Origin of the sequence: Algoriphagus aestuariicola, from assembly GCF_017254835.1 — a bacterium.
GTDB lineage: Bacteria > Bacteroidota > Bacteroidia > Cytophagales > Cyclobacteriaceae > Algoriphagus > Algoriphagus aestuariicola.
This window is the reverse complement of record NZ_JAFKCW010000003.1, coordinates 58,772-81,940: the sequence shown is the minus strand read 5'-3', so window position 1 is coordinate 81,940 and position 23,169 is coordinate 58,772. Positions and strand designations below refer to the sequence as shown.

23 protein-coding genes are annotated in these 23,169 nt (G+C 46.8%); 13 read left to right on the top strand and 10 right to left on the bottom strand.

Annotated features, from left to right (window positions below; translation table 11 throughout):
* Positions 1-3: 3 nt before the first annotated feature.
* The gene (locus tag J0A67_RS12900) at positions 4-732 is read right to left on the bottom strand and encodes a hypothetical protein (protein ID WP_206569782.1); all 729 of its coding nucleotides are present in this window, start codon (positions 730-732) and stop codon (positions 4-6) included.
* Positions 733-802: 70 nt separating this feature from the next.
* Here J0A67_RS12900 and J0A67_RS12895 point away from each other — a divergent pair, with 70 nt between their 5' ends.
* Together J0A67_RS12895 and sdaAA are read left to right on the top strand one after the other, a co-directional pair.
* Complete coding sequence (locus tag J0A67_RS12895; RefSeq protein WP_206569781.1) at positions 803-1,207, top strand: OsmC family protein; 405 nt, start codon at positions 803-805, stop codon at positions 1,205-1,207.
* A gap of 52 nt (positions 1,208-1,259) precedes the next feature.
* Positions 1,260-2,168 carry an L-serine ammonia-lyase, iron-sulfur-dependent, subunit alpha gene (gene sdaAA / locus J0A67_RS12890; protein ID WP_206569780.1) on the top strand — a complete coding sequence of 303 codons (909 nt, stop codon included), beginning with the start codon at positions 1,260-1,262 and terminating at the stop codon, positions 2,166-2,168.
* Here the strand turns inward: sdaAA and J0A67_RS12885 are convergent.
* The 5 genes from J0A67_RS12885 to J0A67_RS12865 all read right to left on the bottom strand — a co-directional run bounded on the left by J0A67_RS12885 (position 2,157) and on the right by J0A67_RS12865 (position 6,930).
* Positions 2,157-2,615: a hypothetical protein gene (locus tag J0A67_RS12885; RefSeq protein WP_206569779.1), complete on the bottom strand. Its 459-nt coding sequence runs from the start codon at positions 2,613-2,615 to the stop codon at positions 2,157-2,159. The genes sdaAA and J0A67_RS12885 overlap by 12 nt on opposite strands.
* Positions 2,612-3,553 carry a calcium/sodium antiporter gene (locus J0A67_RS12880; protein WP_206569778.1) on the bottom strand — a complete coding sequence of 314 codons (942 nt, stop codon included), beginning with the start codon at positions 3,551-3,553 and terminating at the stop codon, positions 2,612-2,614. The genes J0A67_RS12885 and J0A67_RS12880 overlap by 4 nt, the downstream gene beginning before the upstream one ends.
* A gap of 4 nt (positions 3,554-3,557) precedes the next feature.
* On the bottom strand, positions 3,558-4,199 hold the full coding sequence (upp, locus tag J0A67_RS12875) for a uracil phosphoribosyltransferase (protein WP_206569777.1): 642 nt from the start codon (positions 4,197-4,199) through the stop codon (positions 3,558-3,560).
* A gap of 55 nt (positions 4,200-4,254) precedes the next feature.
* Positions 4,255-5,547 (bottom strand): OmpA family protein, encoded by a 1,293-nt coding sequence (locus tag J0A67_RS12870; protein ID WP_206569776.1) that lies wholly within the window; start codon positions 5,545-5,547, stop codon positions 4,255-4,257.
* Between the two features lie 120 nt (positions 5,548-5,667).
* On the bottom strand, positions 5,668-6,930 hold the full coding sequence (locus tag J0A67_RS12865; protein WP_206569775.1) for an OmpA family protein: 1,263 nt from the start codon (positions 6,928-6,930) through the stop codon (positions 5,668-5,670).
* Positions 6,931-7,103: 173 nt separating this feature from the next.
* Here J0A67_RS12865 and J0A67_RS12860 point away from each other — a divergent pair, with 173 nt between their 5' ends.
* The 9 genes from J0A67_RS12860 (at position 7,104) to J0A67_RS12820 (ending at position 15,139) form a co-directional block, all read left to right on the top strand.
* The gene (locus J0A67_RS12860) at positions 7,104-8,012 is read left to right on the top strand and encodes a zinc-binding metallopeptidase family protein (protein WP_206569774.1); all 909 of its coding nucleotides are present in this window, start codon (positions 7,104-7,106) and stop codon (positions 8,010-8,012) included.
* Positions 8,013-8,021: 9 nt separating this feature from the next.
* A complete protein-coding gene (gene hpt, locus J0A67_RS12855) occupies positions 8,022-8,561 on the top strand; it encodes a hypoxanthine phosphoribosyltransferase (protein WP_206569773.1) in 540 nt (179 codons plus the stop codon).
* Positions 8,562-8,577: 16 nt separating this feature from the next.
* Positions 8,578-9,150, top strand: a complete 573-nt coding sequence (locus J0A67_RS12850) for an adenylate kinase (protein ID WP_206569772.1) — start codon at positions 8,578-8,580, stop codon at positions 9,148-9,150.
* Between the two features lie 77 nt (positions 9,151-9,227).
* A complete protein-coding gene (obgE, locus tag J0A67_RS12845) occupies positions 9,228-10,220 on the top strand; it encodes a GTPase ObgE (RefSeq protein WP_206569771.1) in 993 nt (330 codons plus the stop codon).
* 79 nt (positions 10,221-10,299) lie between these two features.
* Positions 10,300-10,857, top strand: coding sequence for a nucleotide exchange factor GrpE (locus J0A67_RS12840; protein ID WP_206569770.1), 558 nt, complete (start codon positions 10,300-10,302; stop codon positions 10,855-10,857).
* 6 nt (positions 10,858-10,863) lie between these two features.
* A complete protein-coding gene (gene dnaJ, locus J0A67_RS12835) occupies positions 10,864-11,970 on the top strand; it encodes a molecular chaperone DnaJ (protein ID WP_206569769.1) in 1,107 nt (368 codons plus the stop codon).
* 80 nt (positions 11,971-12,050) lie between these two features.
* Entirely contained in the window at positions 12,051-12,935 is an 885-nt protein-coding gene (locus J0A67_RS12830; protein WP_241265186.1) for a toast rack family protein, read from the top strand.
* Between the two features lie 7 nt (positions 12,936-12,942).
* Entirely contained in the window at positions 12,943-13,836 is an 894-nt protein-coding gene (locus J0A67_RS12825) for an ABC transporter ATP-binding protein (RefSeq protein WP_206569768.1), read from the top strand.
* Positions 13,829-15,139, top strand: coding sequence for an ABC transporter permease (locus J0A67_RS12820; RefSeq protein WP_206569767.1), 1,311 nt, complete (start codon positions 13,829-13,831; stop codon positions 15,137-15,139). Before J0A67_RS12825 ends, J0A67_RS12820 begins: the two co-directional genes overlap by 8 nt.
* A 31-nt stretch (positions 15,140-15,170) precedes the next feature.
* Here the strand turns inward: J0A67_RS12820 and J0A67_RS12815 are convergent, their stop codons facing one another.
* Positions 15,171-15,641: a Dps family protein gene (locus J0A67_RS12815; protein ID WP_206569766.1), complete on the bottom strand. Its 471-nt coding sequence runs from the start codon at positions 15,639-15,641 to the stop codon at positions 15,171-15,173.
* Positions 15,642-15,873: 232 nt separating this feature from the next.
* Here J0A67_RS12815 and J0A67_RS12810 point away from each other — a divergent pair, with 232 nt between their 5' ends.
* Together J0A67_RS12810 and J0A67_RS12805 are read left to right on the top strand one after the other, a co-directional pair.
* Positions 15,874-17,109: a sensor histidine kinase gene (locus tag J0A67_RS12810; RefSeq protein WP_206569765.1), complete on the top strand. Its 1,236-nt coding sequence runs from the start codon at positions 15,874-15,876 to the stop codon at positions 17,107-17,109.
* A 289-nt stretch (positions 17,110-17,398) separates the two neighbouring features.
* The gene (locus J0A67_RS12805) at positions 17,399-18,979 is read left to right on the top strand and encodes a peptide chain release factor 3 (RefSeq protein WP_206569764.1); all 1,581 of its coding nucleotides are present in this window, start codon (positions 17,399-17,401) and stop codon (positions 18,977-18,979) included.
* Between the two features lie 41 nt (positions 18,980-19,020).
* Here J0A67_RS12805 and J0A67_RS12800 read toward each other — a convergent pair whose 3' ends face one another.
* From J0A67_RS12800 to ade, 3 genes are all read right to left on the bottom strand, one after another.
* The gene (locus J0A67_RS12800; protein WP_206569763.1) at positions 19,021-19,974 is read right to left on the bottom strand and encodes a metallophosphoesterase family protein; all 954 of its coding nucleotides are present in this window, start codon (positions 19,972-19,974) and stop codon (positions 19,021-19,023) included.
* Between the two features lie 165 nt (positions 19,975-20,139).
* On the bottom strand, positions 20,140-21,141 hold the full coding sequence (locus tag J0A67_RS12795; RefSeq protein ID WP_206569762.1) for a hypothetical protein: 1,002 nt from the start codon (positions 21,139-21,141) through the stop codon (positions 20,140-20,142).
* Between the two features lie 314 nt (positions 21,142-21,455).
* Positions 21,456-23,081, bottom strand: a complete 1,626-nt coding sequence (gene ade, locus J0A67_RS12790) for an adenine deaminase (protein ID WP_206569761.1) — start codon at positions 23,079-23,081, stop codon at positions 21,456-21,458.
* Between the last annotated feature and the right edge of the window lie 88 nt (positions 23,082-23,169).

Genomic DNA, 23,169 nt, shown 5'->3' with positions numbered 1-23,169 from the left:
CAATCACTTACGGAAGCCGTAAAAGAAAGTGAAATAGGCAGATTGGAAAATCTGGTTGTTTTCAGTGGTAGGGATGAGCGGGATCTCCTTATTGTATCCTTCGATCATGTACCCGACTTCCAGTCCTGTTGCGCTGCTTCTGAACACTCCAAACTCAAACATCAACGCCGCCTTTAAAGTTGCACCGATAGCCACTTCGGATTGGCCGATACCTTCAAAAAGTCTTCCTGTTCCCAGGATATTGTAGCGGCTTTGGTGGATCTCAGGGTCATACTGCTCTGTCACCGTTTCCACCCGGTTGATGGCGTACTCGATATAGTAGGGGGCGATAATGCCGATGGTGGGGCCGGCGGCGGCCAAGGCAGATACCTGTACGCCTTGATTGGGAGCTTTCTTGAAAAGAATGATTTCTCGACCGTAGTGTGGTCTGATAGCGTAGAGGTAGTTGGACTTTCCGAAAATATAGCTGTTCCCCAAAACCGTATTGTATCGGGCCTCTTTGGGATTTTTTACGTTTGACAATTCTACCCCCCAAAATGAGAATTGGGAGTCGTCGATCCGGGTGCCTGCCTTGAAAACAAATCCCCCTATCAAACCTCCATTGGTGTTTTTGTTGATCCCAAAAAGGTATTCCTTATCATATTCATAATTTCCGACATCCTCCCTTTGGGAAAATGCCTCCTGACTGAATAGGAAGAAAAGTGCGGGTAGGATTAATTTCAGCTTGCTCATTCGAATTGGTCGAAAATATTGCTCTATTTTTGGATTTAAGTATTTAACTGAATTTTAAAAGTAAGAGTTTATGCCCACTATTAAAAGTTCGTATTTGGGGAATTTAAGGACCCAGTCAGTGCATTTACAATCCGGAACTGAATTGCTCACAGACGCGCCAGTGGACAACAACGGGAAAGGTGAAAAGTTTTCTCCAACAGACTTGGTTTCCAGTGCTTTGGGAAGCTGTATGGTGACGATCATGGGGATTGTAGCGGAGAGGAATGGTGTTTCGCTGGAAGGGCTGAGCTGGGAGGTGACTAAGGTGATGCAGGCATCACCGCGGAAGATCCAAGAGATCGTAGTGGATTTTCATTGGGACAATCCTGTGGAGGATGGAGCGATGATCCAGAAGCTTAAAAATGCCGCTCTGACTTGCCCTGTGGCCCTGAGTCTAGATCCAGCCATCAAACAGACGGTGAATTTCGATTTCTGATCGGAACGAAATCTCCTGACGATTGCTTTCAATCATATAAACCCACGTACTCATGTGCTATCTCTTCGAAAGCTTCAAAGGCTGGAAACAGTATTGCGAAAGCCATAATTCCAGCCTAGTCCAGTCAGTGATCGAGTACGAAGTAGAGCAGAAGAATTCCTCCGAGGAAAAGATTTGGTCTGGTCTGCAAAATGCCTATACAGTGATGAAGGAAGCGGTTGCCACCGGTCTCGGGGAAGAGATGACCTCACGGTCCGGCATGATCAACAACGGGGCAAAAAAGGTGTTCAACCATCCGTTGACTGTCCTTTCGCCAGAGTTCCAAAAGCTTATCTCCCGTGCGCTGGCAGCCAAGGAGGTAAACTCCTGTATGGGCCGAGTAGTGGCAGCGCCAACTGCAGGGGCTTCAGGGATCCTACCCGGTACGATGGTTACACTCCAAGAAATTCACGAACTGGACGATGCGAAGATTTTGGAAGGCTTATTGGTAGGGGCGGGGATAGCTCTTATTATTGAGGAGAAGGCCAGTTTAGCAGGCGCCGTAGGAGGATGCCAGGCGGAGACTGGCTCTGCTGCGGCTATGGCCTCTGGAGCCATCGTGCATTGTCTGGGCGGAAATACGGATCAGATTTTCAACGCGGTCGCAATCACAATACAGTGCATGTTAGGATTGGTATGTGACCCGGTGGCAGGTTTGGTCGAAGTGCCTTGTGTCGTTCGAAATGCAAGTGCAGCTGCCATTGCCTTCAGTTCCGCGCAGATAGCCCTCGCTAACGTCAACGCGGTGATTCCTGTGGATGAATGTGTGGAAGCAATGGGTGAGATCGGAGCTTCCATGGAAAGCAGATACAAGGAAACGGCGATGGGAGGGCTTGCTGCAACTCTGACAGGTCAGGAAATTGCCAATCGGGTTTTGATACAGGATATTGAAATTCTTCCTGACGAAAACCTACCCGAGTAATCTTCCAAAGAGGGGAATCTGGAGGATTTGATCAATACCGAGTCCAAGTACGAATGACCAAAAAAGTGAGCTCCATAGCATGTGGAAGTAAATTTTCCTCTTTTTGGTACCAAAGGAAACCAAAATCAAGGTGCCGCCGATCGGCGTGAGCAGTAATGGGCTGAAGAAGGCGATTCCAACTTCCCCATACTTGCTCCAAAGCCGTACGATGGTTCGGTTTTTCTTGGAGAAAACGGGGCTTTTTTTCTTTATCCGCAGTGCCAGGATTTTTTTGAACCTAGACCCAATAAGCGTAAAAATCAACACACTGGTCATCATGCCGGAGACGGTGACCAAGATAATCTCCCAAATGCTGTATCCAGCCGCATTGCCAAGCAAAGGCCCGGCAATGAATTTGAACATACTGAGAAAATAGATGCCAAAGAAGGTAATCAGCGACTCGTTCATAAGAGAATTACCAAGTATGCAATATAGGCGAACAGCAGCACTGAGCCCTCCACCTTGGATATACGCATTTTGGTTCTCATCAGGGGATAAAGCAGCAAAGAAATTCCGATCATCCAAAGATAGTCGGATTTGACAAAGGCCTCGGAGACTGATATAGGTTTGATAATAGCCGTCACGCCGATAATCGAGAGGATATTCATGATGTTGCTACCCAAAATATTCCCCAAAGCCAGATCGGTGCGTTTTGAGAGAGCTGCAATAATCGAGGTGATCAATTCCGGTAAACTGGTTCCTATTGCGACGATGGTTACTCCGATGATTCGTTCTGATACGCCAAATTCTCTTGAAATCAGAACTGCATTATTTACCAAGAGTTCCGATCCGAAGTACAAGCCAACAATGCCGCCGAGGAAGAGCCCGATGGATGTCGGCCAGGAATAGTTGCGTACTTCTTCGATTTCCTCCTCGACCGTTTGGCTATCCTGTTGGATTCCCTTGCCAAGGTTTCTAAATAAATAAAGGTTGAATCCGATAAAACCTGTAAACAAAAGTATTCCCTCCACGCGGGAGACCAATAGGTCTAGACTCAATATATAGTAGATTAAGGTGACCAGCATCATCAAAGCATATTCGAAGCGCACATGGCTTTTTCGGATGGCAATGGGGTAGAAAATGCCGCTGATTCCCAATACAAGACCGATATTAGCTATGTTGGAGCCCACCACATTTCCAATGGAGATGTCACTGTTTCCTTTCATGGCGGCTGTTAGACTGACTAAAAGCTCTGGAGCTGAAGTGCCAAAAGCAACCACTGTCAATCCGATCAGTCCGGTGGTCATGCCCAGTTTTAGCGCAATAGAAGATGCCCCGTCTACCAGGATCTTACCACCGAATAAAAGAATAAGCAAGCCTAGCGCCAATAAAAAATATGCTGTCATGTCGTTAAAGTTTTTCTCCGAACGCTAGGTCCCCCGCATCTCCTAGACCAGGGACGATGTACAATTGCGCGTTCAGGGATAGGTCTACCGACCCAATCCACAATTGAAAAGGGACCGTGATGTTTTTACTGAGGTAGTCGATGCCTTCCGGAGAGGCGATCGCAGCGGCTATGTGGATTATTTCGGGTGTTCCATGGGAAAGAATCGTTTCTATGCTCCGGAAAAAAGACTTTCCTGTCGCGAGCATGGGGTCTGCGAGGATGACCGTTTTTCCTTGAAGGCTAGGACTGGCGTGATATCCCAGGTTGATTTTGATTTCCCCTTCACCCTCTTCCCGAAAAGCCCCAATAAATCCACTCTCCGCTTTGTCAAAAAAATTCAAAAATCCATTATAGAAGGGAAGAGAAGCTCGAAGGACGGCAATTAAGACTGGGATAGTAGGAGATAGTAGGACATTTGCCTGTGCCAGAGGGGTTTCTACTGATCTTGATTCATATCTGAAGGTTTTGGAAATTTCGTAGGCAAGTATTTCCCCAAGACGCTCCAGATTTTTGCGAAACCTAAGACGGTCTCCTTGCACGGTGATATCCCGGAGCTCGGCGATAAAGTGGTTTCCCACAGACCCTGATTCTGTCAAGACAAACATCCCACAAGTATAAAGAAAATGCCCGGTCGATTAAAACGGGGCATTTAAATAGAGGTTATTTGATTGCAAAGCTGGCTCTTCTCGCCATTTGCCTGGCCTCAGGTGAGGATTTGTCTAGGCTGGAATCTTCTCCATAGCCTTTATACGTCAGTCTAGAAGCTTGGACTCCTGCGGCGACAAGCAAGTCATAAACAGCCTTTGCTCTTTTCTCGGACAGCTGCATATTATAGTCTTCTTCACCGAGCTCATCTGCATAGCCTTCTACTTCGAGATTCAAACTTGGGTTCTTTTGCAGAAAGTTCGCCACAAATGAGGCTGAGGAAGTGGAATAATCCAAAGGCTTATGGCTGTCAAAGCCAAAGTAGAGATTGACATAGCCCTCGTCAATTGCTTTTTTCAGATAATCAGACTGGTCTTTGATCTCTTCGATAGGGCATCCTTTGGTCGAGCTTGGTCCGGGTAGAAACGGACATTGATCCAGATGGTCGGGAGTGCCATCGCTGTCTGAGTCCATACTGACGCCACTTGGGCTTACTCTTGCTCCTGCTTGGGTATTCGGTTCTTTGTCAAGATAGTCGGCTACCCCGTCCCCGTCAGAGTCTTTGAGCATTTCGTTGATTCCTGCGATTGACTCGGCAAGTTCGTCTTTCGTTGCATACTTTTCGGCAGCAATATGCCAGTCCGCGTGCTGATCTGCTTTTCCTAGGTAAAAGTTCAATCCAATAGTTCCGGTCCACCAAGTTCCAGTGGCATGAACGAAGGGTATTTCGGGTACATCGGGTCTCCCTTCCTGATTAAATTCATTACCATCAAAGGTATATCGCTGACGCCCATTTACATTTGTTGAAACTGTCCCCTGCAAACTGATTCTCTCCGAAATTAGATAGAGGACCTTAACTGAAGTGTTGATAGAATAGACATAATCAGGCTCATCCGAAGGTATAATTCGAGTTTCTGGTTTCAAAGCTCCGAATCCAAACCCTAGATCAGCAAGCATGGTGAACTTTTGTGAAAAAGATTCAAAAGAAAGCAATCGACCAATGTTCATCACTCCCCGAAAACTCGTGCTTAAGTAGGTTGTGGAAAATTCAAGACTTTCTCCTTTTAACTCGGAGAAATTTCCAACTCCGAAGTTCCCACTCAGTCCAAAATACTGATTGAACATGTATCTAGCCCCAAAATCCGTATGGCCTAATTTTAAGGTTGGGGAGAGGTATCCAGGAGTAAGAGGGGCCATAGGCTTGTTGAAACCGCCATTTACCTCCAAGGACCACTTATTAAAGTCGTTTTGGGCAAAGACATTCATAGTCGCTCCAATGAGGAGTAAGAAAAGAATCAGTTTTTTCATCGAGATAGGGGTGAAATGGGATGAACGACCAAAAGTAGAAATAATGGAAATATGATTAAGCCATTTCAACAAAAAAGCCCGATCAATTTGATCGGGCTCTCCATATTTCTTTATTAATTCTTACTTGATCTCGAAGCTGGCTCTTCTTGCCATCTGACGAGCATCAGCAGATGCTTTATCTACAGAAGTATCTTCGCCGTATCCTTTGTAAGAAAGTCTAGAAGCATCAACTCCAGAAGCAACCAAGAGATCGTATACTGCTTTCGCTCTGCTTTCAGACAACTTCATGTTGTAGTCTTCAGGACCGAGTTCGTCAGCATAACCTTTGATTTCAACGCTAACGCCTGGGTTTCTCTTCATAAAGTTTGAAACATACTGCGCAGAACTTACTGAGTATCCGAGAGGTTTAGAGCTGTCAAATGCGTAGTAAACGTTTACATAGCCGTCATTGATAGCCTTTTTCATGTAGTCGATCTCCTCACGAATCTCTTCTACAGGGCAACCTCCAGTAGAAGCTGGACCAGGGAGGAATGGACACTTGTCAACGTGATCAGGAGTACCGTCACCATCGGAATCAAGAGTCATACCAGCAGAATTTACTCGAGCTCCAACTGGGGTGTTCGGCTCTTTATCCAGATAATCAGGAACCCCGTCACCATCAGAATCCTTCAACATGTCCTTGATGCCATTGATCTGAGTCGCAAGTTCTTCTTTGGTAGCATACTTGTCAGCAGCGATATACCAGTCTGCATGTTGCTCCGCTTTGCCCAAGTAGAAATTCAAACCGATTGTACCAGTCCACCAGGTACCATTGGCACCATATGGATAAGGCTCTAAAGAAGCACCGTCAAATGAGACAGACTGTCGCCCGTTAAGTACGGTAGAGATGTCACCAACCAATGCTACTTTATTTCCAAGCTTAACTTGAGGAGTAATACCGAAAATGAAAGTGTAAACATCATCTTTGAAATCACTGTTCGCGTTCTCCTGAGGACTTACTTGCCCAATACCTGCACCCCCGTGCATCAACAAGCCGAATGTTCTCGTGAATGATTCAAAATTCATTATGCGCCCGATGTTGGCAACACCTTGGAGGTTGAGTCGGTTGTACTTTGTTTCAAAGGATGGACTTTCGCCGTCTACTTCCTTGAAAGTACCCAATCCGTAATCCAATTTTAAACCGAATTTCTCATTGAACATGTAGCGCACGCCGAAATCAACGTGACCTAGGTTCAAAGACGGGGAAAGATACCCATAGGTCAACGGAGCCATAGGTTTGTTAAAGCCACCGGTAGCCTCTAGAGACCACTTGTTAAATTCCTGAGCATTAGCAGTTAAAGCTAAGGCGCCAGCCATAAGAGATGAGAGTATAAATTTTTTCATGACAAAAAATTTTTGTTCAAATTTTAAGTGATTGATAGATGTGATTACAAATTTATAAACTTTTAATTTATTGCAAATCTAGACGATTTATTTAAATCCCAATCCAACGATCAAAATTTATCCCGACTTTTTAAATTTCCAACAAATTATTTAGCTACATAATCGATGCCAAAATGAAATTTTTGTTTGAATTATTGTCTAAACATAGTGTTTCTGGAGATGAATCCGAAATAGCACGTTTTATTTTTGACTATGTTTCGAAACGAGCCTCTTCTTGGAAGGTTCGGCCCATAGTCTATTTTGGTGAAGAATTTCATGATTGTTTACTCCTGAAATTTGGGGAGCCAAAAACGGCGGTATTTGCCCATCTGGACACGGTCGGGTTCATGACCCGCTACCAAAATCAGCTTATAACAGTCGGTGGCCCAGAGGTGGTTGAGGGGACGAAACTAGTTGGGAAGGATAGTAAGGGGGATATTTCATGTACGATATTAGGCGATGATGAAGCCTGCTTTCACGATTTTCCAAGAGGTATAGACAGGGGGACCAGGTTGTCTTTTGAGCAAAATATCAGACTGGATGAGGAGTATATTCAGGCAGCATACCTTGATAATAGATTAGGTATATACAATGCGCTTTTGTTATGCGAAACCCTTGAAAATGGGTGGGTTGTGTTTTCTACATACGAAGAACATGGAGGTGGTAGCATGCCGTTTCTCCTTAATTTTATCCAAAATGAAGCTCCAATTAAGCAGGCGCTAATTTCAGATATTACATGGGTTACGGAGGGCGTGGAACATCACAAAGGCGTGGTTATTTCAATCCGGGATAAGTTCATCCCGAGAAAGAGCTTTATTGACAAATTGATCAAAATCGCGGAAAGGAGCACAGTTGCGTTTCAGCTTGAGGTCGAAGCCTACGGAGGCAGTGACGGCCGAGAGGTTCAGTTTTCACCACATTTAATCGATTGGTGTTTTGTGGGAGCCGCGGAGGAAAATGTCCATACTCCGGATGAAAAAGTATCGCTTTTTGATCTGGAATGCATGATCAGAATGTATCGATTCCTAATGGAGAACCTTTAATTTCAAAGCATGAAAAAGATAATGGTAAAGGATCTTTCCTTCGAAGTTTTTATTTCTGAGGAGAAAATAAAAACCAGACTCGCTCAAATGGGAAACGATATCACAGCCCGCTTTGCCGGGGAAGAAGTCCTACTTTTGGGCGTATTGAATGGATCCTTCATTTTCATGGCAGATCTGGCGCGTGAGATTCATCTTCCTCTAAGTGTGGAATTTTTGAGAATATCTTCCTACACTGGCACCAGTAGCTCGGGCGACGTCAAGTCGCTGATGGGATTAAACACTGAGTTGAAAGGCAAAAACGTGTTGATCGTCGAAGATATAGTCGATACAGGCATAAGCATGGACTACCTGATTTTAGAGCTTTCCAAACACAATCCCAAGAGCTTGCGTATTGCAACTTTGCTGCTTAAAAAAGAGGCTTTCCGGTTTAATTACTCCTTGGACTATGTCGGATTTGAAATTCCCAATAAATTTGTTGTCGGCTACGGGCTGGATTACGACGGATTGGGAAGGAATCTTCCCGATCTATATCAATTGAGTGAAACTTAAAAAAACGAATTCTGGAATGCTGAATATAGTACTGTTTGGTCCTCCGGGTGCAGGTAAAGGTACCCAAAGTGAAAAGCTAATCGAAAAATACGGACTCACCCATCTCTCTACGGGAGACCTGTTCAGGAAACATCTCGGAGAGGGAACCGACTTGGGAAAACTCGCCAAGAAGTATATGGACGAAGGCCATCTCGTCCCCGATCAAGTCGTGATCAGCATGGTCGAAGACAAAATATCCAACACAGAGGGTAGTAAGGGTTTTATTTTTGACGGATTTCCCCGGACGACTGCCCAAGCCGAAGCATTGGACGTGATGCTAGCGAACAACGGCATGAAAATCTCCGGAATGATCGCTTTGGACGTTCCCGAAGAGATTTTGAAAGAGAGGATAAAAGAGCGCGGCAAGACTTCCAATCGGGCAGATGACCAGGACGAGGAGAAAATCAATACCAGAATAAAAGTCTATTTGGATGAGACCCTCCCGGTAGCCAAATACTACGAAAACCAAGGAAAGTACAAGAGTATCAATGGTGTCGGAGGAATTGACGAGATCTTTATGGAGATTTCGGAAGTGCTGGATAGCTACTGATTCACTTTGAATCGCTAATTTTGCAAAACCAAGATCTGGCTAAGCTTCTGGGCTTAGCCTTTTTCTTTCCTAAAAAAATGGCGGATTCCAATTTCATTGACTACGTAAAATTCTGTTCGCGATCCGGTGCCGGAGGAGCGGGCTCTGTTCATTTCAGGCGCGAGAAACACGTGCCCAAAGGCGGCCCGGACGGAGGTGATGGAGGTCGCGGAGGCCACATCATCCTGAGGGGAAACTCCCAGCATTGGACCCTGCTGCACCTTAAATACAAAAAGCATGTGATTGCCGAATCCGGCAAGGGAGGAGAAGGCGGTAGGAGAACAGGAGCCGACGGCAAAGACGTGATTTTGGAAGTGCCTCTTGGTACAGTGGCAAAAGATGCCGAGACGGGAGAAAAGCGGTTTGAGATCACCGAAGACGGACAAGAAGTCATCCTCACCCCTGGAGGCCGAGGGGGCCTGGGAAACGACCACTTCAAGACAGCGACCAACCAAGCGCCGCATTTTGCCCAAACGGGCGAAGCGGGAATAGAAGAGTGGATTGTGCTGGAGCTGAAGCTTTTGGCGGATGTGGGACTCGTGGGATTTCCCAATGCGGGAAAGTCTACACTGCTATCCTCTATTTCTGCCGCCCGGCCGGAGATTGGAGATTACCCGTTTACCACTTTGGTGCCAAACCTCGGAGTTGTTAGCTATCGGGACGACAAGTCATTCGTCATGGCGGATATTCCGGGGATCATCGAGGGGGCAGCCGAAGGCAAAGGTCTTGGGATTCGGTTTTTGAGGCATATCGAGCGCAATTCGATCCTGTTGTTTATGATTCCAGCGGATGCGGCAAGCATCCAAGATCAATACAGGATACTTTTAGGCGAGCTCGAAAAGTATAATCCAGAGCTCTTGGACAAGAAAAGGATTCTTGCAATATCCAAGGCTGACATGCTGGATGGCGATTTGATGAAGGAGATGGAGCTCGAGGTACCCAAGGATCTTCCTTTTGTTTTTATCTCTGCGGTAAGCCAATTTAATCTCGACAAGCTAAAAGACTTAATCTGGCAAGCCATCCATTCCTGATCAAGTGCCACTTTGTCAGAGAAATGGATCTGGCAAAGTCATTGATATTGACCCTCACACCAACTATTGCCTAATTTCTATGAAAAATAAAGAACAAGTGGATCAAGAACTAAAAAAGGAAACTGAAGAGCAGCTAGTAGATGAAACTCCTCAAAATGTGACCGAAAATCTGAGTGAAGCAGAAAGCCAGGAATCTAAACTTGAAGCTGAGGTAGCTGAGCTGAAGGAAAAATACCTCCGGCTTTATTCTGACTTTGAAAATTTCAGGAAAAGGACAGCGAAGGAACGTGTGGATCTCATAACAACCGCATCAGAGGAAGTTCTAAAGGACTTGATCCCAGTTGTAGACGATTTTGAAAGGGCCTTCAAGGCTTCGGAGAAAGAGTCCGACCCAGTTAAAATCAGAGAAGGGAACCAGCTTATTTATCACAAGCTTGTCAGGATTCTCGAGACAAAAGGACTGAAGGCAATGGAAGATTTGACAGGGAAGCCTTTCAATCCGGATACGCAAGAAGCCATCACGCAAATTCCGGCGCCGTCAGAGGAGCTGAAAGGTGCTGTGATAGATGTCGTCGAAAAAGGCTACACGCTGGGAGAGAAGGTGGTGCGTTACGCCAAGGTTGTAACTGGAGCTTAAATTACTATGGCAAAAAGAGATTACTACGAAGTTCTTGGCGTTTCCAAATCGGCGGGCGCCGATGAGATAAAAAAGGCGTACCGAAAGCTGGCAATCCAGTATCATCCCGACAAAAACCCGGACAACCCCGAGGCGGAAGACAAATTCAAGGAGGCGGCAGAAGCCTACGAGGTTCTTAGCAACCCAGATAAGAAGGCCCGCTATGATCAATTTGGACACCAGGGTCTGGGTGGAGCTTCAGGCTTTGGCGGAGGTGGAATGAACATGGAGGATATCTTCTCCCAGTTTGGTGACATCTTCGGAGGCGGGGGCTTCGGGTCATTTTTTGGAGGATCCGGCGGTGGTCGTCGCACGAAGAAGGGAACAAACCTTCGTGTAAAGCTGAAGCTTAACCTTCAGGAAATAGCGAACGGCGTCGAGAAAAAGATCAAAGTAAAGCGCCATGTGGTTGCGCCTGGTGTTACGTTTAAGTCATGCGGCGCGTGCCATGGGTCTGGCCAAATAAAGAAGGTGGTCAATACCATGCTGGGACAGATGGTGTCGGCAAGCACTTGTGCAGTCTGCGGTGGTAGCGGCCAAATCGTTGACAAGAAGCCAGCGGATGCGGACTCACGTGGTCTGATTGTGAAAGAGGAAGTCATCTCCATCAACATCCCAGGCGGGGTTGGCGAAGGCATGCAGCTCAGCATGTCCGGAAAGGGGAATGAAATTCCCGGAGGTATTGCCGGAGACCTACTCATCGTCATTGAAGAGGCTGAAGATACGGTTTTGCAACGCGAAGGCAACAACGTCATATATGACCTTCATGTGTCATTCATCGACGCAGCACTTGGCGCTTCTCTGGAAGTACCCACCATTGACGGTAAGGTGAAGATCAAGATCGATCCCGGAACACAAAGTGGAAAGATGCTTCGCTTGAAAGGAAAAGGGATCAAAGATATCAATGGCTATAGCCGCGGAGACCAATTGATTATGGTCAATGTCTGGACTCCAACTGAGCTGTCCAGAGACGAACGCAATGTCCTCGAGTCATTGCGCACTTCTGACAATTTCAGGCCTGACCCAGGAAAGCAGGACAAATCCTTTTTCGATAAAATGAAGGAGTTTTTCTAATAGGATGAAAGCCGGAAGCGATTCCGGCTTTTTTTATATTTTTAAAAAACCTTTTCAATGTCGTCTCGTAACCTATCCGTATGCTTAAAAAACTGTGTCTGCTTTTATTCTGGATCATGGTGGAGGCAATTCCCGCCCCGGCGCAGTTTGTGAAAGAATATAAAGTGACGGAGCGGAAAGGCTTTGAGATCGTCCACCTGGATTTTTCTACTTACAAAAGCGTGACGCAGCTCAAGCGTGTAATCTCGCAGGATCCAATCTACATCCACGGCCACCTGCTGAAATCCAATATTTTGCCGGACTTCAAGTATTCTGTGCATGATAATATGCTTGATGCCAAATTGGTACATAAGAATGTGGAGTCCGACAACCTGGGTAGGAGCATCACATCCAAGCTATTTTCCGACAATTCTGATTTTGACCACTCGTGGGACTTGGGATTGGCTTCCAATTTCCTATATGACCTCGATTTTAATCTAGGTGTCGGCATCTCTGATTTCGACCTTGCCCAGATCCCTATATCCCAGCTTAAGGTGAAAAGCGCCAGTGCCGATGTCAAGATCCACTATGGCTTGGCTATCCCAAATCAAGTGGAGATGGATACGCTGCTGGTCACCCTTAACATGGGAGTGGTAGAGATACAGGACCTGAATTTCACCAATTCAAAAAAGGTAATCATCGAAGTGAGTTATGGTAAGATAGACTTGAATTACAGTGACGGGCTGGCGAGTTCTTGTCAGGTAATCGCGGCTGTGAGCGGAGGAAGTATTCACCTCAAACTCCCCCCGGATTCCAATCCGGTCAAAATTCGTATGAAAACCACCCCGATGTGCCGCACGATTTTTCCCAAATACCTCAAGTCGGTAGACAAGGAAACCTATGTGACCAAGGGATATAAAGCTTCGGATCCCAGACTACTGGAATTGATACTGGATGTGGGGGTCGGCTCGATCACCATCGAATAACCACGAGATGCTTCAGATTACACAGCTTAACAAATCCTACGAAAACCACCGCGCGCTTTCAGAAGTAGATCTTCTTGTCCCAAGGGGAGTGATTTTTGGGCTTCTGGGGCCAAATGGTGCGGGGAAAACCACCCTGATACGCATCGTCAACCAGATCATAGAGCAAGACAGCGGCTCGGTAGAATTGGATGGGAAGATACTTTCTCCCGACGACGTCAGAAAAATCGGGTATCTGCCCGAGGAGCGGGGCTTGTACAAAAAGATGAAGGTCTGGGATCAATTGATTTATTTTTCCCGACTAAAAGGACTCAGCGAAAGTGACGCGAAGCTTGAGATCAAACATTGGTTGGAAAAATTGGACATTGCTACCTGGAGGGACAAAAAGATCGAAGATCTATCCAAGGGCATGGCCCAAAAGGTCCAGTTTATTTCTACCATCGTTCACCGTCCTTCACTGCTGATTCTGGACGAGCCTTTCTCGGGTTTTGATCCGGTCAACGCAGAAATCATCAAGAATGAGATACTGGAACTGAAGACGAATGGGACAACAGTGATTTTGAGTACCCATCGCATGGAATCGGTGGAACTCTTGTGCGACCAAGTGGCAATGATCAACAAATCTCGGAAGATCCTAGATGGTACCATCCGCGAGGTGAAGAGAAGCTTTCGGCCAGAAGTCTTTCGGGTAGGAATAGCCAGTCCCATCCAAGAACTGCCAAGGGAATGGGTGCCAAAGTTCACCGGGGATGCATGGGAGTTTACACTTCCGTTGTCAGGGAAGGCTCCCAACCAGCTCTTGGCGGAGTTGATGGAGTATGGAGAGGTGGTTATGTTTCGTGAACAGATTCCGAGTATGGAGGAGATTTTTATTCATCAGGTAAAAGCGTCGTCAAATGAATAAGATTTTACTGGTCATCCAGCGAGAGTATTTGGCGAGGGTAAAGAAGAAGTCCTTCTTGATCGCGACGATCTTGACTCCGTTGATTTTCCCCGCTATCATGGGAATTTTTGTCTGGATTGCCGTGCAGGAGAAAGACGGCCAATCACTTCGAATCATTGAAGTTGTTGATGATACGGGCTTGTTTTTTATGGAAAGCTCAGAGCAGTATGCCTTTACCTCTTCCGATATCGATCCTGAAGCAGCGAAGAAAATGGTTCAGGACGGAGAGCGATACGGTTTTTTGCACATCCCTAAGCTGGATCTTCAGAATCCTACGGGCATACAGTTTTACGGGGTGGAAAATCCGAGCCTGACCTTGATGGGCTATTTGGAGAGTGCGCTGAAGCGGAAGATAGAAGACCAAAAACTTTACGACCAAGGAATAGATCCGAAAGTGCTCAAGGAGATCCGTACGGATGTTTCTATTAAATCAATCACATTGGGGGAGCAAGGGGAGGAGAAAATTAACAACGCGAACGTCAATTATGCAATTGGGTTTCTCTCTGGAATCCTGATTTACATCTTCATCTTCGTCTACGGCAATCAGATCATGCAGGGAGTCATCGAGGAGAAGTCAACCCGTATCGTCGAAATCCTGGTTTCGTCGCTCAAGCCATTTCAACTGATGATGGGGAAAATCGTCGGCATTGGAGCGGTGGGATTGACGCAGTTTCTGATTTGGGTGGTGCTGATAGGCACCTTGTCGACGCTTGTGATGGGAGTGTTGGGCTTTCAAATGCCCCAGCAGCAGGCAATGGAGATGGCCAATCCTGAGTTTGCACAAGCCACACCCGATTCCAGTGAATTGGCGGACATTCTTGCCGTGATCAATGGAATTGATTTTGTCGCTTTGGTGCTGAGTTTCGTCATGTATTTTCTTGGAGGGTATTTGCTCTACGGATCGCTGTTTGCCGCCATCGGATCAGCGGTGGACGCCCCTTCGGATGCGCAACAGTTCATGTTTCCGATTACCATTCCGCTGATTGTAGCCTATATGGGCCTTTTTGTTTTTGTGCTGCAAGATCCCACGAGTACCACGTCATTTTGGCTTTCGATCATTCCGCTCACCTCGCCGATAGCAATGATGGGTCGCATCAGCTATGGTGTGCCATTCTGGGAATTGGCGCTGTCAATGGGATTGCTTGTTCTGGGTTTTCTGTTTACGACTTGGCTCGCGGGCAAAATCTACCGCATCGGAATCCTTATGCACGGCACCAAGCCCACCTACAAAATCCTTTGGAAATGGATCAAAGCCAGCCAATAACAATGAATCCCGGCTTAGCCGGGATTCATTGTTATCTCAGATAGGCGGAAAGCATCCAGACGACCTTTTCTTTTTCTGTGATAAAGTCACTCATCAGTGACACAGTGCCTTCGTCGGCAGCGTCACCAGCGGCTTCGAGGGTTTTTCGCTCCAAGCCAAGAAGTGCATTTTGATTGTCTCGGACGATTTCCACCATTTTCATGGCTTCCTTTACCTCTTTAGCCTCCTTGATCTCGGCATTTTCGATGTATTCGGCATAGGACGAAAACGGTCTTCCGCCCAAGGTAAGGATACGCTCTGCGATTTCATCCACAGCGAGGTTGGCTGAGGTGTATAGCTCTTCGAACTTGGCATGGAGCTCAAAGAAATTCGGGCCAGAGACGTTCCAGTGGAAGTTTCGAAGGTTTTGGTAGTAGACCTGGTAGTTGGCCAGAAGTTCGTTCAGCTTTTTAACCAAAGGCTTTGACTCTTTGATCTCGAGTCCGATGTCGTTTGTTTTCATATGATTATTGTTTGATTTTCAAAGGTGCTGTGAAATCGCACGTCCCGGATGCTGATCCTAGGCGTGACCTCCTCGCTATGCTCTATTTACTGTCGTTCTTTGTTTAATTCTGAACTAATTAGGCATAAATTTACGCAAATCAGGAAGCAAAGTCTAACTGATAAATTCTATTTCCCACTCATACTATCAATGGCATTTAGGAGTTTATATTCCGAAAACCACCCCCAAGCGAATGGCGAAGCGATTCCAGGATCTTACCTCGATTGATTTTTACCAGAACAGAAAACAGGTCAAGTGGCTGGTATTCCTTTTGTCCTTTTTGATCGGGTCGGGATCGATTTGGTACACCAGTCTGTTGGTTGACGAGTTGAGGGAAAGAGAGAGTAGACAGATCCAGCTCCTCTCCTCTGCCTTGGAGTACGCCGCCACCACTTCTGAAAACCTGACTTTTATCAACCAGGAAATCATTCAGCAGAATCATTCGATCCCCATCATCATGGTGGATGCGGAGGGGGATCCGATGGAGTTCAGGAATATCAATTTCAAGAAGAATGCAGACGGGGAAGACTCGCTGCGTACCTTGGAAAAGGAGCTTTTTGAAATGCAGGAGGAGTATGAGCCCATCCATCTAATGGAGGCCGATGTTCGGGTCTACTATCGAAACTCCGAGCTCTTGACTAATCTTCGCTACTATCCCTATGTTCAGCTGGCGGTGATCCTGGTCTTTGGGGCTTTGGCATATGCGCTTTTCAATCAGAGTAAGATTGCGGAGCAAAACCGCGTTTGGGCGGGATTGACAAAGGAAACTGCCCATCAGCTAGGAACGCCCATCGCCTCGCTGATGGCTTGGATTGATTACCTGAGAAACTCTCCCGTTTGGGAAGAAAACAAAGAGATTATCCAGGAGATGGACAAAGACGTGGTCAAGCTCCGGATGGTCACCGAGCGCTTCAGCAGCATTGGCAGCAAGCCGGTGATCCAACCCGAAAATCTCTACGAAATGATCGAAGAGACGATCAACTACCTACGCCCGAGGATTTCGACCAAAGTGGAGCTCCTCATCAATGCCGACTCCAGGGATCTCGACGCGCTCATGAACAAGCCCCTCATGGAGTGGGTGATAGAGAATATCTGCAAAAATGCGGTCGATGCGATGAGGGGAAAGGGAACCATCACCATCAGCGTTCTCCAGGATAGCGACAAGTTTGTGATCGTAGACATCGCTGATACCGGTAAGGGGATAGAAAAGAAGAATTTTAAAAAGGTGTTTTATCCGGGATTTTCCACGCGCCAGCGGGGCTGGGGCTTGGGATTGACTTTGGCCAAACGAATCGTGGAGGGCTACCATGGAGGAAGGATTTTTGTCAAGAGCTCCGAAATCGGACGGGGCACGACTTTCCGGATTATGCTCCTAGGCAATCTGGAAGACGCTTCGCAGTTTATCACGGAGGGAATTCTGGAATATTAGGGAAGCCGCGAGGGTAGAAGTACGAACGCTGATTGACGATTTTTGATTTACGATTTACGAGGCATTGCCACAAGGAGAAACTATTGCTTAATGGATTGTCCTTTGATTAGGCGAGTTTGGTTTTTAGCCCAAAGCTATTGCTAGGTAAATTGCTACGACTCACTTCTTTGCCTCGTAAATCGTACTTCGTAGATCTGAAATGTTGTCAGTGCGCCGACTTTCCAACTTTCAACTTTGCGACCTTACAACCTATTTTTTCCCTACCTTTGCCCCCTGAAATTCAAGACCCATGAGTTTGACTGAGGAAATCAAGAAGCGAAGAACTTTTGCCATTATTGCCCACCCGGATGCGGGAAAGACCACCTTGACCGAAAAGCTCCTGCTTTTTGGCGGTGCGATCCAGACCGCTGGAGCGGTGAAATCCAACAAAATCGACACTGCCACCAAGTCTGACTGGATGGAAATCGAAAAGCAGAGAGGGATCTCTGTCGCGACCTCCGTCATGGGTTTTGAATACAAGGACATTAAAATCAACCTCCTCGATACTCCAGGTCACCAAGATTTTGCGGAGGACACGTACCGAACTCTGACCGCGGTTGACTCGGTTATCATGGTCATTGACTGCGTAAAAGGGGTCGAGATCCAGACCGAAAAACTGATGGAGGTCTGCCGCATGCGCAATACGCCGGTGATCTGCTTTATCAACAAGCTGGACCGTGAAGGCCGCGATCCTTATGATTTGCTGGATGAGGTGGAAGAAAAGCTGAACATCAAAGTGCGCCCACTGTCCTGGCCAATCGGAATGGGAAAAGGCTTCAAGGGGGTATATAATCTTTATGAGAAAAAACTGAACCTGTTTACACCTTCCCAGCGCAAGCTCAGTGACGATAGACAGGTGTTTGAAAATTTGGATGATCCTGAATTGGACAGCCTAATTGGACCAAACAACGCCAATCAGCTTCGGGAAGATGTCGATTTGATCGAGGGCGTCTATCCTGAGTTTGATGTGAATGATTACCTAGAAGGAAAAATCGCCCCCGTGTTTTTTGGCTCGGCAGTCAACAACTTCGGGGTAAATGAGATGCTGGATACCTTCATCAAAATCGCTCCGGGACCTAAAAGTCGCGAGACAGACCTACGCGAAGTCAAGCCGGAGGAAAAGAAGTTTTCCGGATTTGTCTTTAAGATCCACGCCAACATGGATCCTAATCACCGAAACCGAATTGCCTTCCTAAGAATTTGCTCAGGGACTTTTGAGCGAAATAAGCCCTACAATCACGTAAGAGGGCCCAAGCCGCTCCGCTTTTCCAACGTGACGCAGTTCATGGCTCAGGACAAGGAAATCATCGATGAGGCGTTTCCCGGAGATATCGTCGGATTGTATGACACTGGAAACCTGAAGATCGGCGATACGCTGACCGAAGGAGAAAATATGGTGTTCACCGGGATTCCGAGCTTTTCGCCTGAGATCTTCCGCGAGGTGATTAACAAGGACGCGATGAAAACCAAGCAACTGGAAAAAGGCCTCAAGCAACTGATGGAAGAAGGAGTTGCCCAGCTATTTACTTTTGAAATGGGGCAGCGGAAAGTAGTCGGTACAGTCGGTCAACTTCAGTTTGAAGTGATTCAGTTCCGATTGAAAAACGAATACAATGCCACTGTGGAGTTTCATCCGATGAACCTCTACAAGGCCTGCTGGATCAGCAGCGCGGACAAAAAACAGCTCGACGAGTTTGTCCGGTCCAAGAATCGCTACATCGCCCGGGACAAAGATGATAAGCTGGTCTTTATGGCCGAGTCCAAATCCTGGCTACAAATGGTACAGGACAACTACCCCGAGATCGAGTTTCACTTTACCTCGGAGTTTTAAGGAAAATCCCTCCAAGAGTCCGATACCCTTGGAGGGTTACGTCAAAGCTGTAGCTTCAGCCGTTCGGCTTCCCAGCCGTGATCGACGTATTCCCAGGAGAAGCTTTCTCCCTGCACTTTGACCTGCACAAAGCCTTCCCTGGTGTTGTGACGTCTACCTTTCCAACCGTTTCCGGCAATTGATCCTCCGGTGATGAATTCAAATCGGTCATTGGGAATGCCGGATTCCTTCCAGTGGATGTGGCCTTGCAGCAGCAGTTTTAGATTGTGGTTTTCCAGCAATTGGAAAGCCTTGGCGGAATTTTCCACGCCCACGTTTCCCCGTTTCCCGCTCAGCTGCCAGTAGGCGGTGAGCATGGGGACGTGCGTGGTGACCACGATCGGGGTGCTTTGATCGGTCTTTCGCAGATCCTCCGCCAGCCAGTCCAGCTGATCTGCCCCCAAAATCCCTTTGTAGCCCTTTTCCTCTGTTACATCGAGGGAATTGAGGACGATGAAGTGCCAGCCTTTGTGGTCAAAGGAATAGTAAGTTTTTCCAAAATACCGCTCCCACATGCCATACTTGTAGTCCGGATGGTCGGATCCCTCCGGGCTTTCTTCATAGATCGCAAACAGATCGTGGTTGCCGATACAGTTGTACACCGGCATCTGGAACCCCCGGCTCATCTTCTGGTAGAGGTCAAAGAGCATCTCACTCTGCGCGTAGTCCCCGCGCATCACGTCGTAGACCAGATCTCCTCCCGTGATGACAAAATCTGGATTTAGGGCATTCACCTTGTCTATGGCCATTTGAAAGCCCAAGGGGGCGTTCATTTCCGGTTTGAGGTGGATGTCTGTCAGGAAGGAAAATTCAAAGGAGCTGTCCCCGGGGTTTTTGGCTTGCCCATTTTCTGGTTTTTTCAAAGCAAGGGAAAGGAAGGGCATGCTGGCCATCGCCATTCCTGAGGCTTGGATAAACTGTCTTCGGCTTAGATGTCCCTGGTTTTCATTTGCCATGGTTCGTTTGATTTTACGGGTAGTCGTCTAAAGGTGTACCCTCAGTTGCTTGAGGAAAGGCCAGTCTTTTGTTGATGTTTTTTTTGAAGGATGATAGGAGAGGCGGTGATGCGGGCTAATCTGGCCTTGTTAGTTTTAGACTAGTAAATTGTTGGCTCGCGATTTTCAGATGCTGAGGAGGGGAGATTCCGTCTGGTCAATCAAGAATTCTTTGAAAGTCATTGTGAAAGCCCTGATTTTTCCGGAATTGAACTCGTGTTCGAGCCCTTTTCGAATAATTCCAGGCAATGTTGTTATGCCTTGGGTATAGTGTCCTAGGGTTGAGATGATGATTTTCGTATCTATCGACTGAAATGCTGGATCTACAAAAACCAGCTTAATAGTTGGGTTGCTTCGTAAAGATTCTCCAATAGCGGCATTAATGTGTTCATCTCCATAAGAATAGCCGATGATGTAGATAGTGTCTGCAGTAATGCAGTCTCTGTCAAAAGCATATTTCATTTGTCGGAAAGGAGTAAGAGATCCCTTTTGTAGCTTTTGGTAGCCGGTGATGAAATTTGAGACTAAAACAGTTTTTCCTTTTTCACTCTGAATGACTGGGTGGTCATTGTTAATGGTCAAGTTTCCATAACCTGTTAATAGATAGCGAGGAGCCAAGAAACCATTATTCTCTGGTTCTATATCCAAATAAATTGAGCCATGTAAATTGTAGTGGCAATGGCTGTCAAAGTCGGTTAAAATTCGGTTTGGATTTGCTTCAATTCTCTCGTTGTAGTCGATGTCGGCAGATGCTTCAAACCCTTCGAATATTTTTAATCCTAAACCTTTCTCTAAAATTATTTTGAAGTTTCTCTCATAATTAAGGGTATACATTCTTAGGACTCCCGAATCTTTTACCTTTTCGGCCCATTTGCAGAAAAGGTTATTTAAGTCCCTTATGTCATCGCAGATTAAATTTGAAAAGTCAAGTCGATGATCCCCGTATTTTTCTATCAAATCGTAGATAGCTGTAAGTAAGGTCTGAACAAGTTCTTGGAGATAGAGTTGGACGGGGTGTTCTCTTCGTCTTGCGCTGGGACTTAATTCTTTGGAAAGCCCTGGGGTTATGGTTCTAAAACTGTTAAGGTGATTTTCTATCTCGAAATTCAAAACATATTCCTCAAACATTGGGGAGAAAAAAGACTTGATGTATGAAGGAAGATCCCTATTCCCGTCTTGATTTGCATAATAGGCTATTAGTTCCTCCAGTACATTGAAAATGGTTTCAAAATTTACTTCATCTGAATCAAAGCCAGATTCGACTAGGCGCTGGTAGATAAATTCTGTGATTCTTGTTTTGCCATCCTTTGCCCAAAATCCGCTGTTACGAATTAATGTTGTGATTTCAGGAATTTTTGGGCCGCCCCAATCGATGACTGCTCCAGCCCCGAAAAGTATGACTGTTCATTTCTTGTTTACCATTCGAAAGTTTGAATTAATCATTATTTCAAAAACACCTCCCTAAACTCAAACTTCTTCCCATCAAACAAACCCTTGTCGCTCAGTTTCAGGTCCGGAATCACCAGCAGCGCCATAAAGCTCAGGGTCATAAAGGGCGAAGCCAGTGTCGAACCCATTTCTTTGGCCATGCGGTCGATGTGTGTGTAGGCAGCGGCGACCTCGTATCCGTCAGAGGCGGACATGATGCCGCCGACCGGAAGGGGGAGGATATCTTCTTTTTCTCCAGATACAGCCGAGACCCCGCCTTTCGCGGCGATGATCAGGTTGACCGCTCGGCAGATGGATTTGTCGTCCACGCCGACTGCGATGATATTGTGCGAATCGTGTCCTACCGAGGAGGCGATGGCTCCTGTTTTTAGCCCAAAGTTTTTGATAAATGCGACGGCTGGCGGAGCGTCTTGGTAGCGGTTGACGACGGTGATTTTTAGGATGTCCTGATCGGGATTGGATTCTGCGAAGCCGTTTTTGACACGGATTTCTCCATGGATTTCCGGGGTGATCAGTTGTCCGTCTAGAGCTTCGATCACGCGGACTTTGTCGCCTTTGGCTTTAATCTGGAAGTCCTCCGGTTTTTTAGGGGACGTGTGAAAGTTGTTGATGATCTCGTTTTTGATGCTCGGGATAAGGGTCTTTCCGTTTTCTGCGACTCTTTCTCCGTTGATGTAGGTATCGAGGACTTCAAACTTTTCCAGATCCTTGACCAAGATAAACTCCGCGGAATCACCTTCCCGTAGTTGACCGACAGGCAAAGAATAATGGGCAATCGGATTCAAGCAAGCAGCCTGAAGAACATTGAACGGGTCTTTGCCTTTGGCGACAGCCCGAGCTGCAAGTTCATTGATGTGGGATATGGCCAAATTGTCAGGATGCTTGTCGTCCGAGCAGAACATGATCATCCCGGGATGGTCATCGATAAGATCTATCAAGGCCTCGAAGTTTTTGGCGGCGGAGCCTTCGCGGATGGAGATTTTCATTCCGAGTTTGATTTTGCCCAGCGCTTCGGCATAGGTGAAGCACTCATGGTCGGTGCTGGGGCCTGCGCTGACGTACTTTTCGGCCAGTTCGCCAGTCAGTCCAGGCGCATGCCCGTCGATGGGTTTGCCGTATTTTTGGGAGATCCTGATTTTCTCCATCACTACAGGATCACGATTGACCGTGCCCGGCCAGTTCATCATCTCGGCGAGGTAAAGAATCTCAGGTCGTGCCATTAGGTTTTCAATGTCTTGGGCGTCGATTTCCCCTCCTGCCGTCTCAAAAGGCGTGGCAGGCACGCAGGATGGAGCGCCGAAGAAAAAGTGAAAAGACACCTGCTTGCCGTTTTCGATCATATATTCCACGCCGGCCATGCCGCAGACGTTGGCGATCTCATGGGGATCTGATATAGTAGCGACTGTGCCGTGTACCACCGCCAGCCGGGCAAATTCGGATGGGACGAGCATGGAGCTCTCCACGTGGACGTGAGCATCTATGAAACCGGGCATGAGGTAGGGGAGGCCTTCTTGGGCAGGTATTTCGCGGATTTGGAAGATTTTTCCTTCGCTGACAGTCAATTCTGCTGGATAGATTTTTCGCTGGGGGATGTCGACGAGGTTTCCTTGGATTTTCATGGGCAAAAGATCAAAAAGAGGAGTCTTTTCGGGGACTTCGGGCTTTGGTGAATCCCGCTTTGGGAAAAGGGTTTGGATTAAAACTACT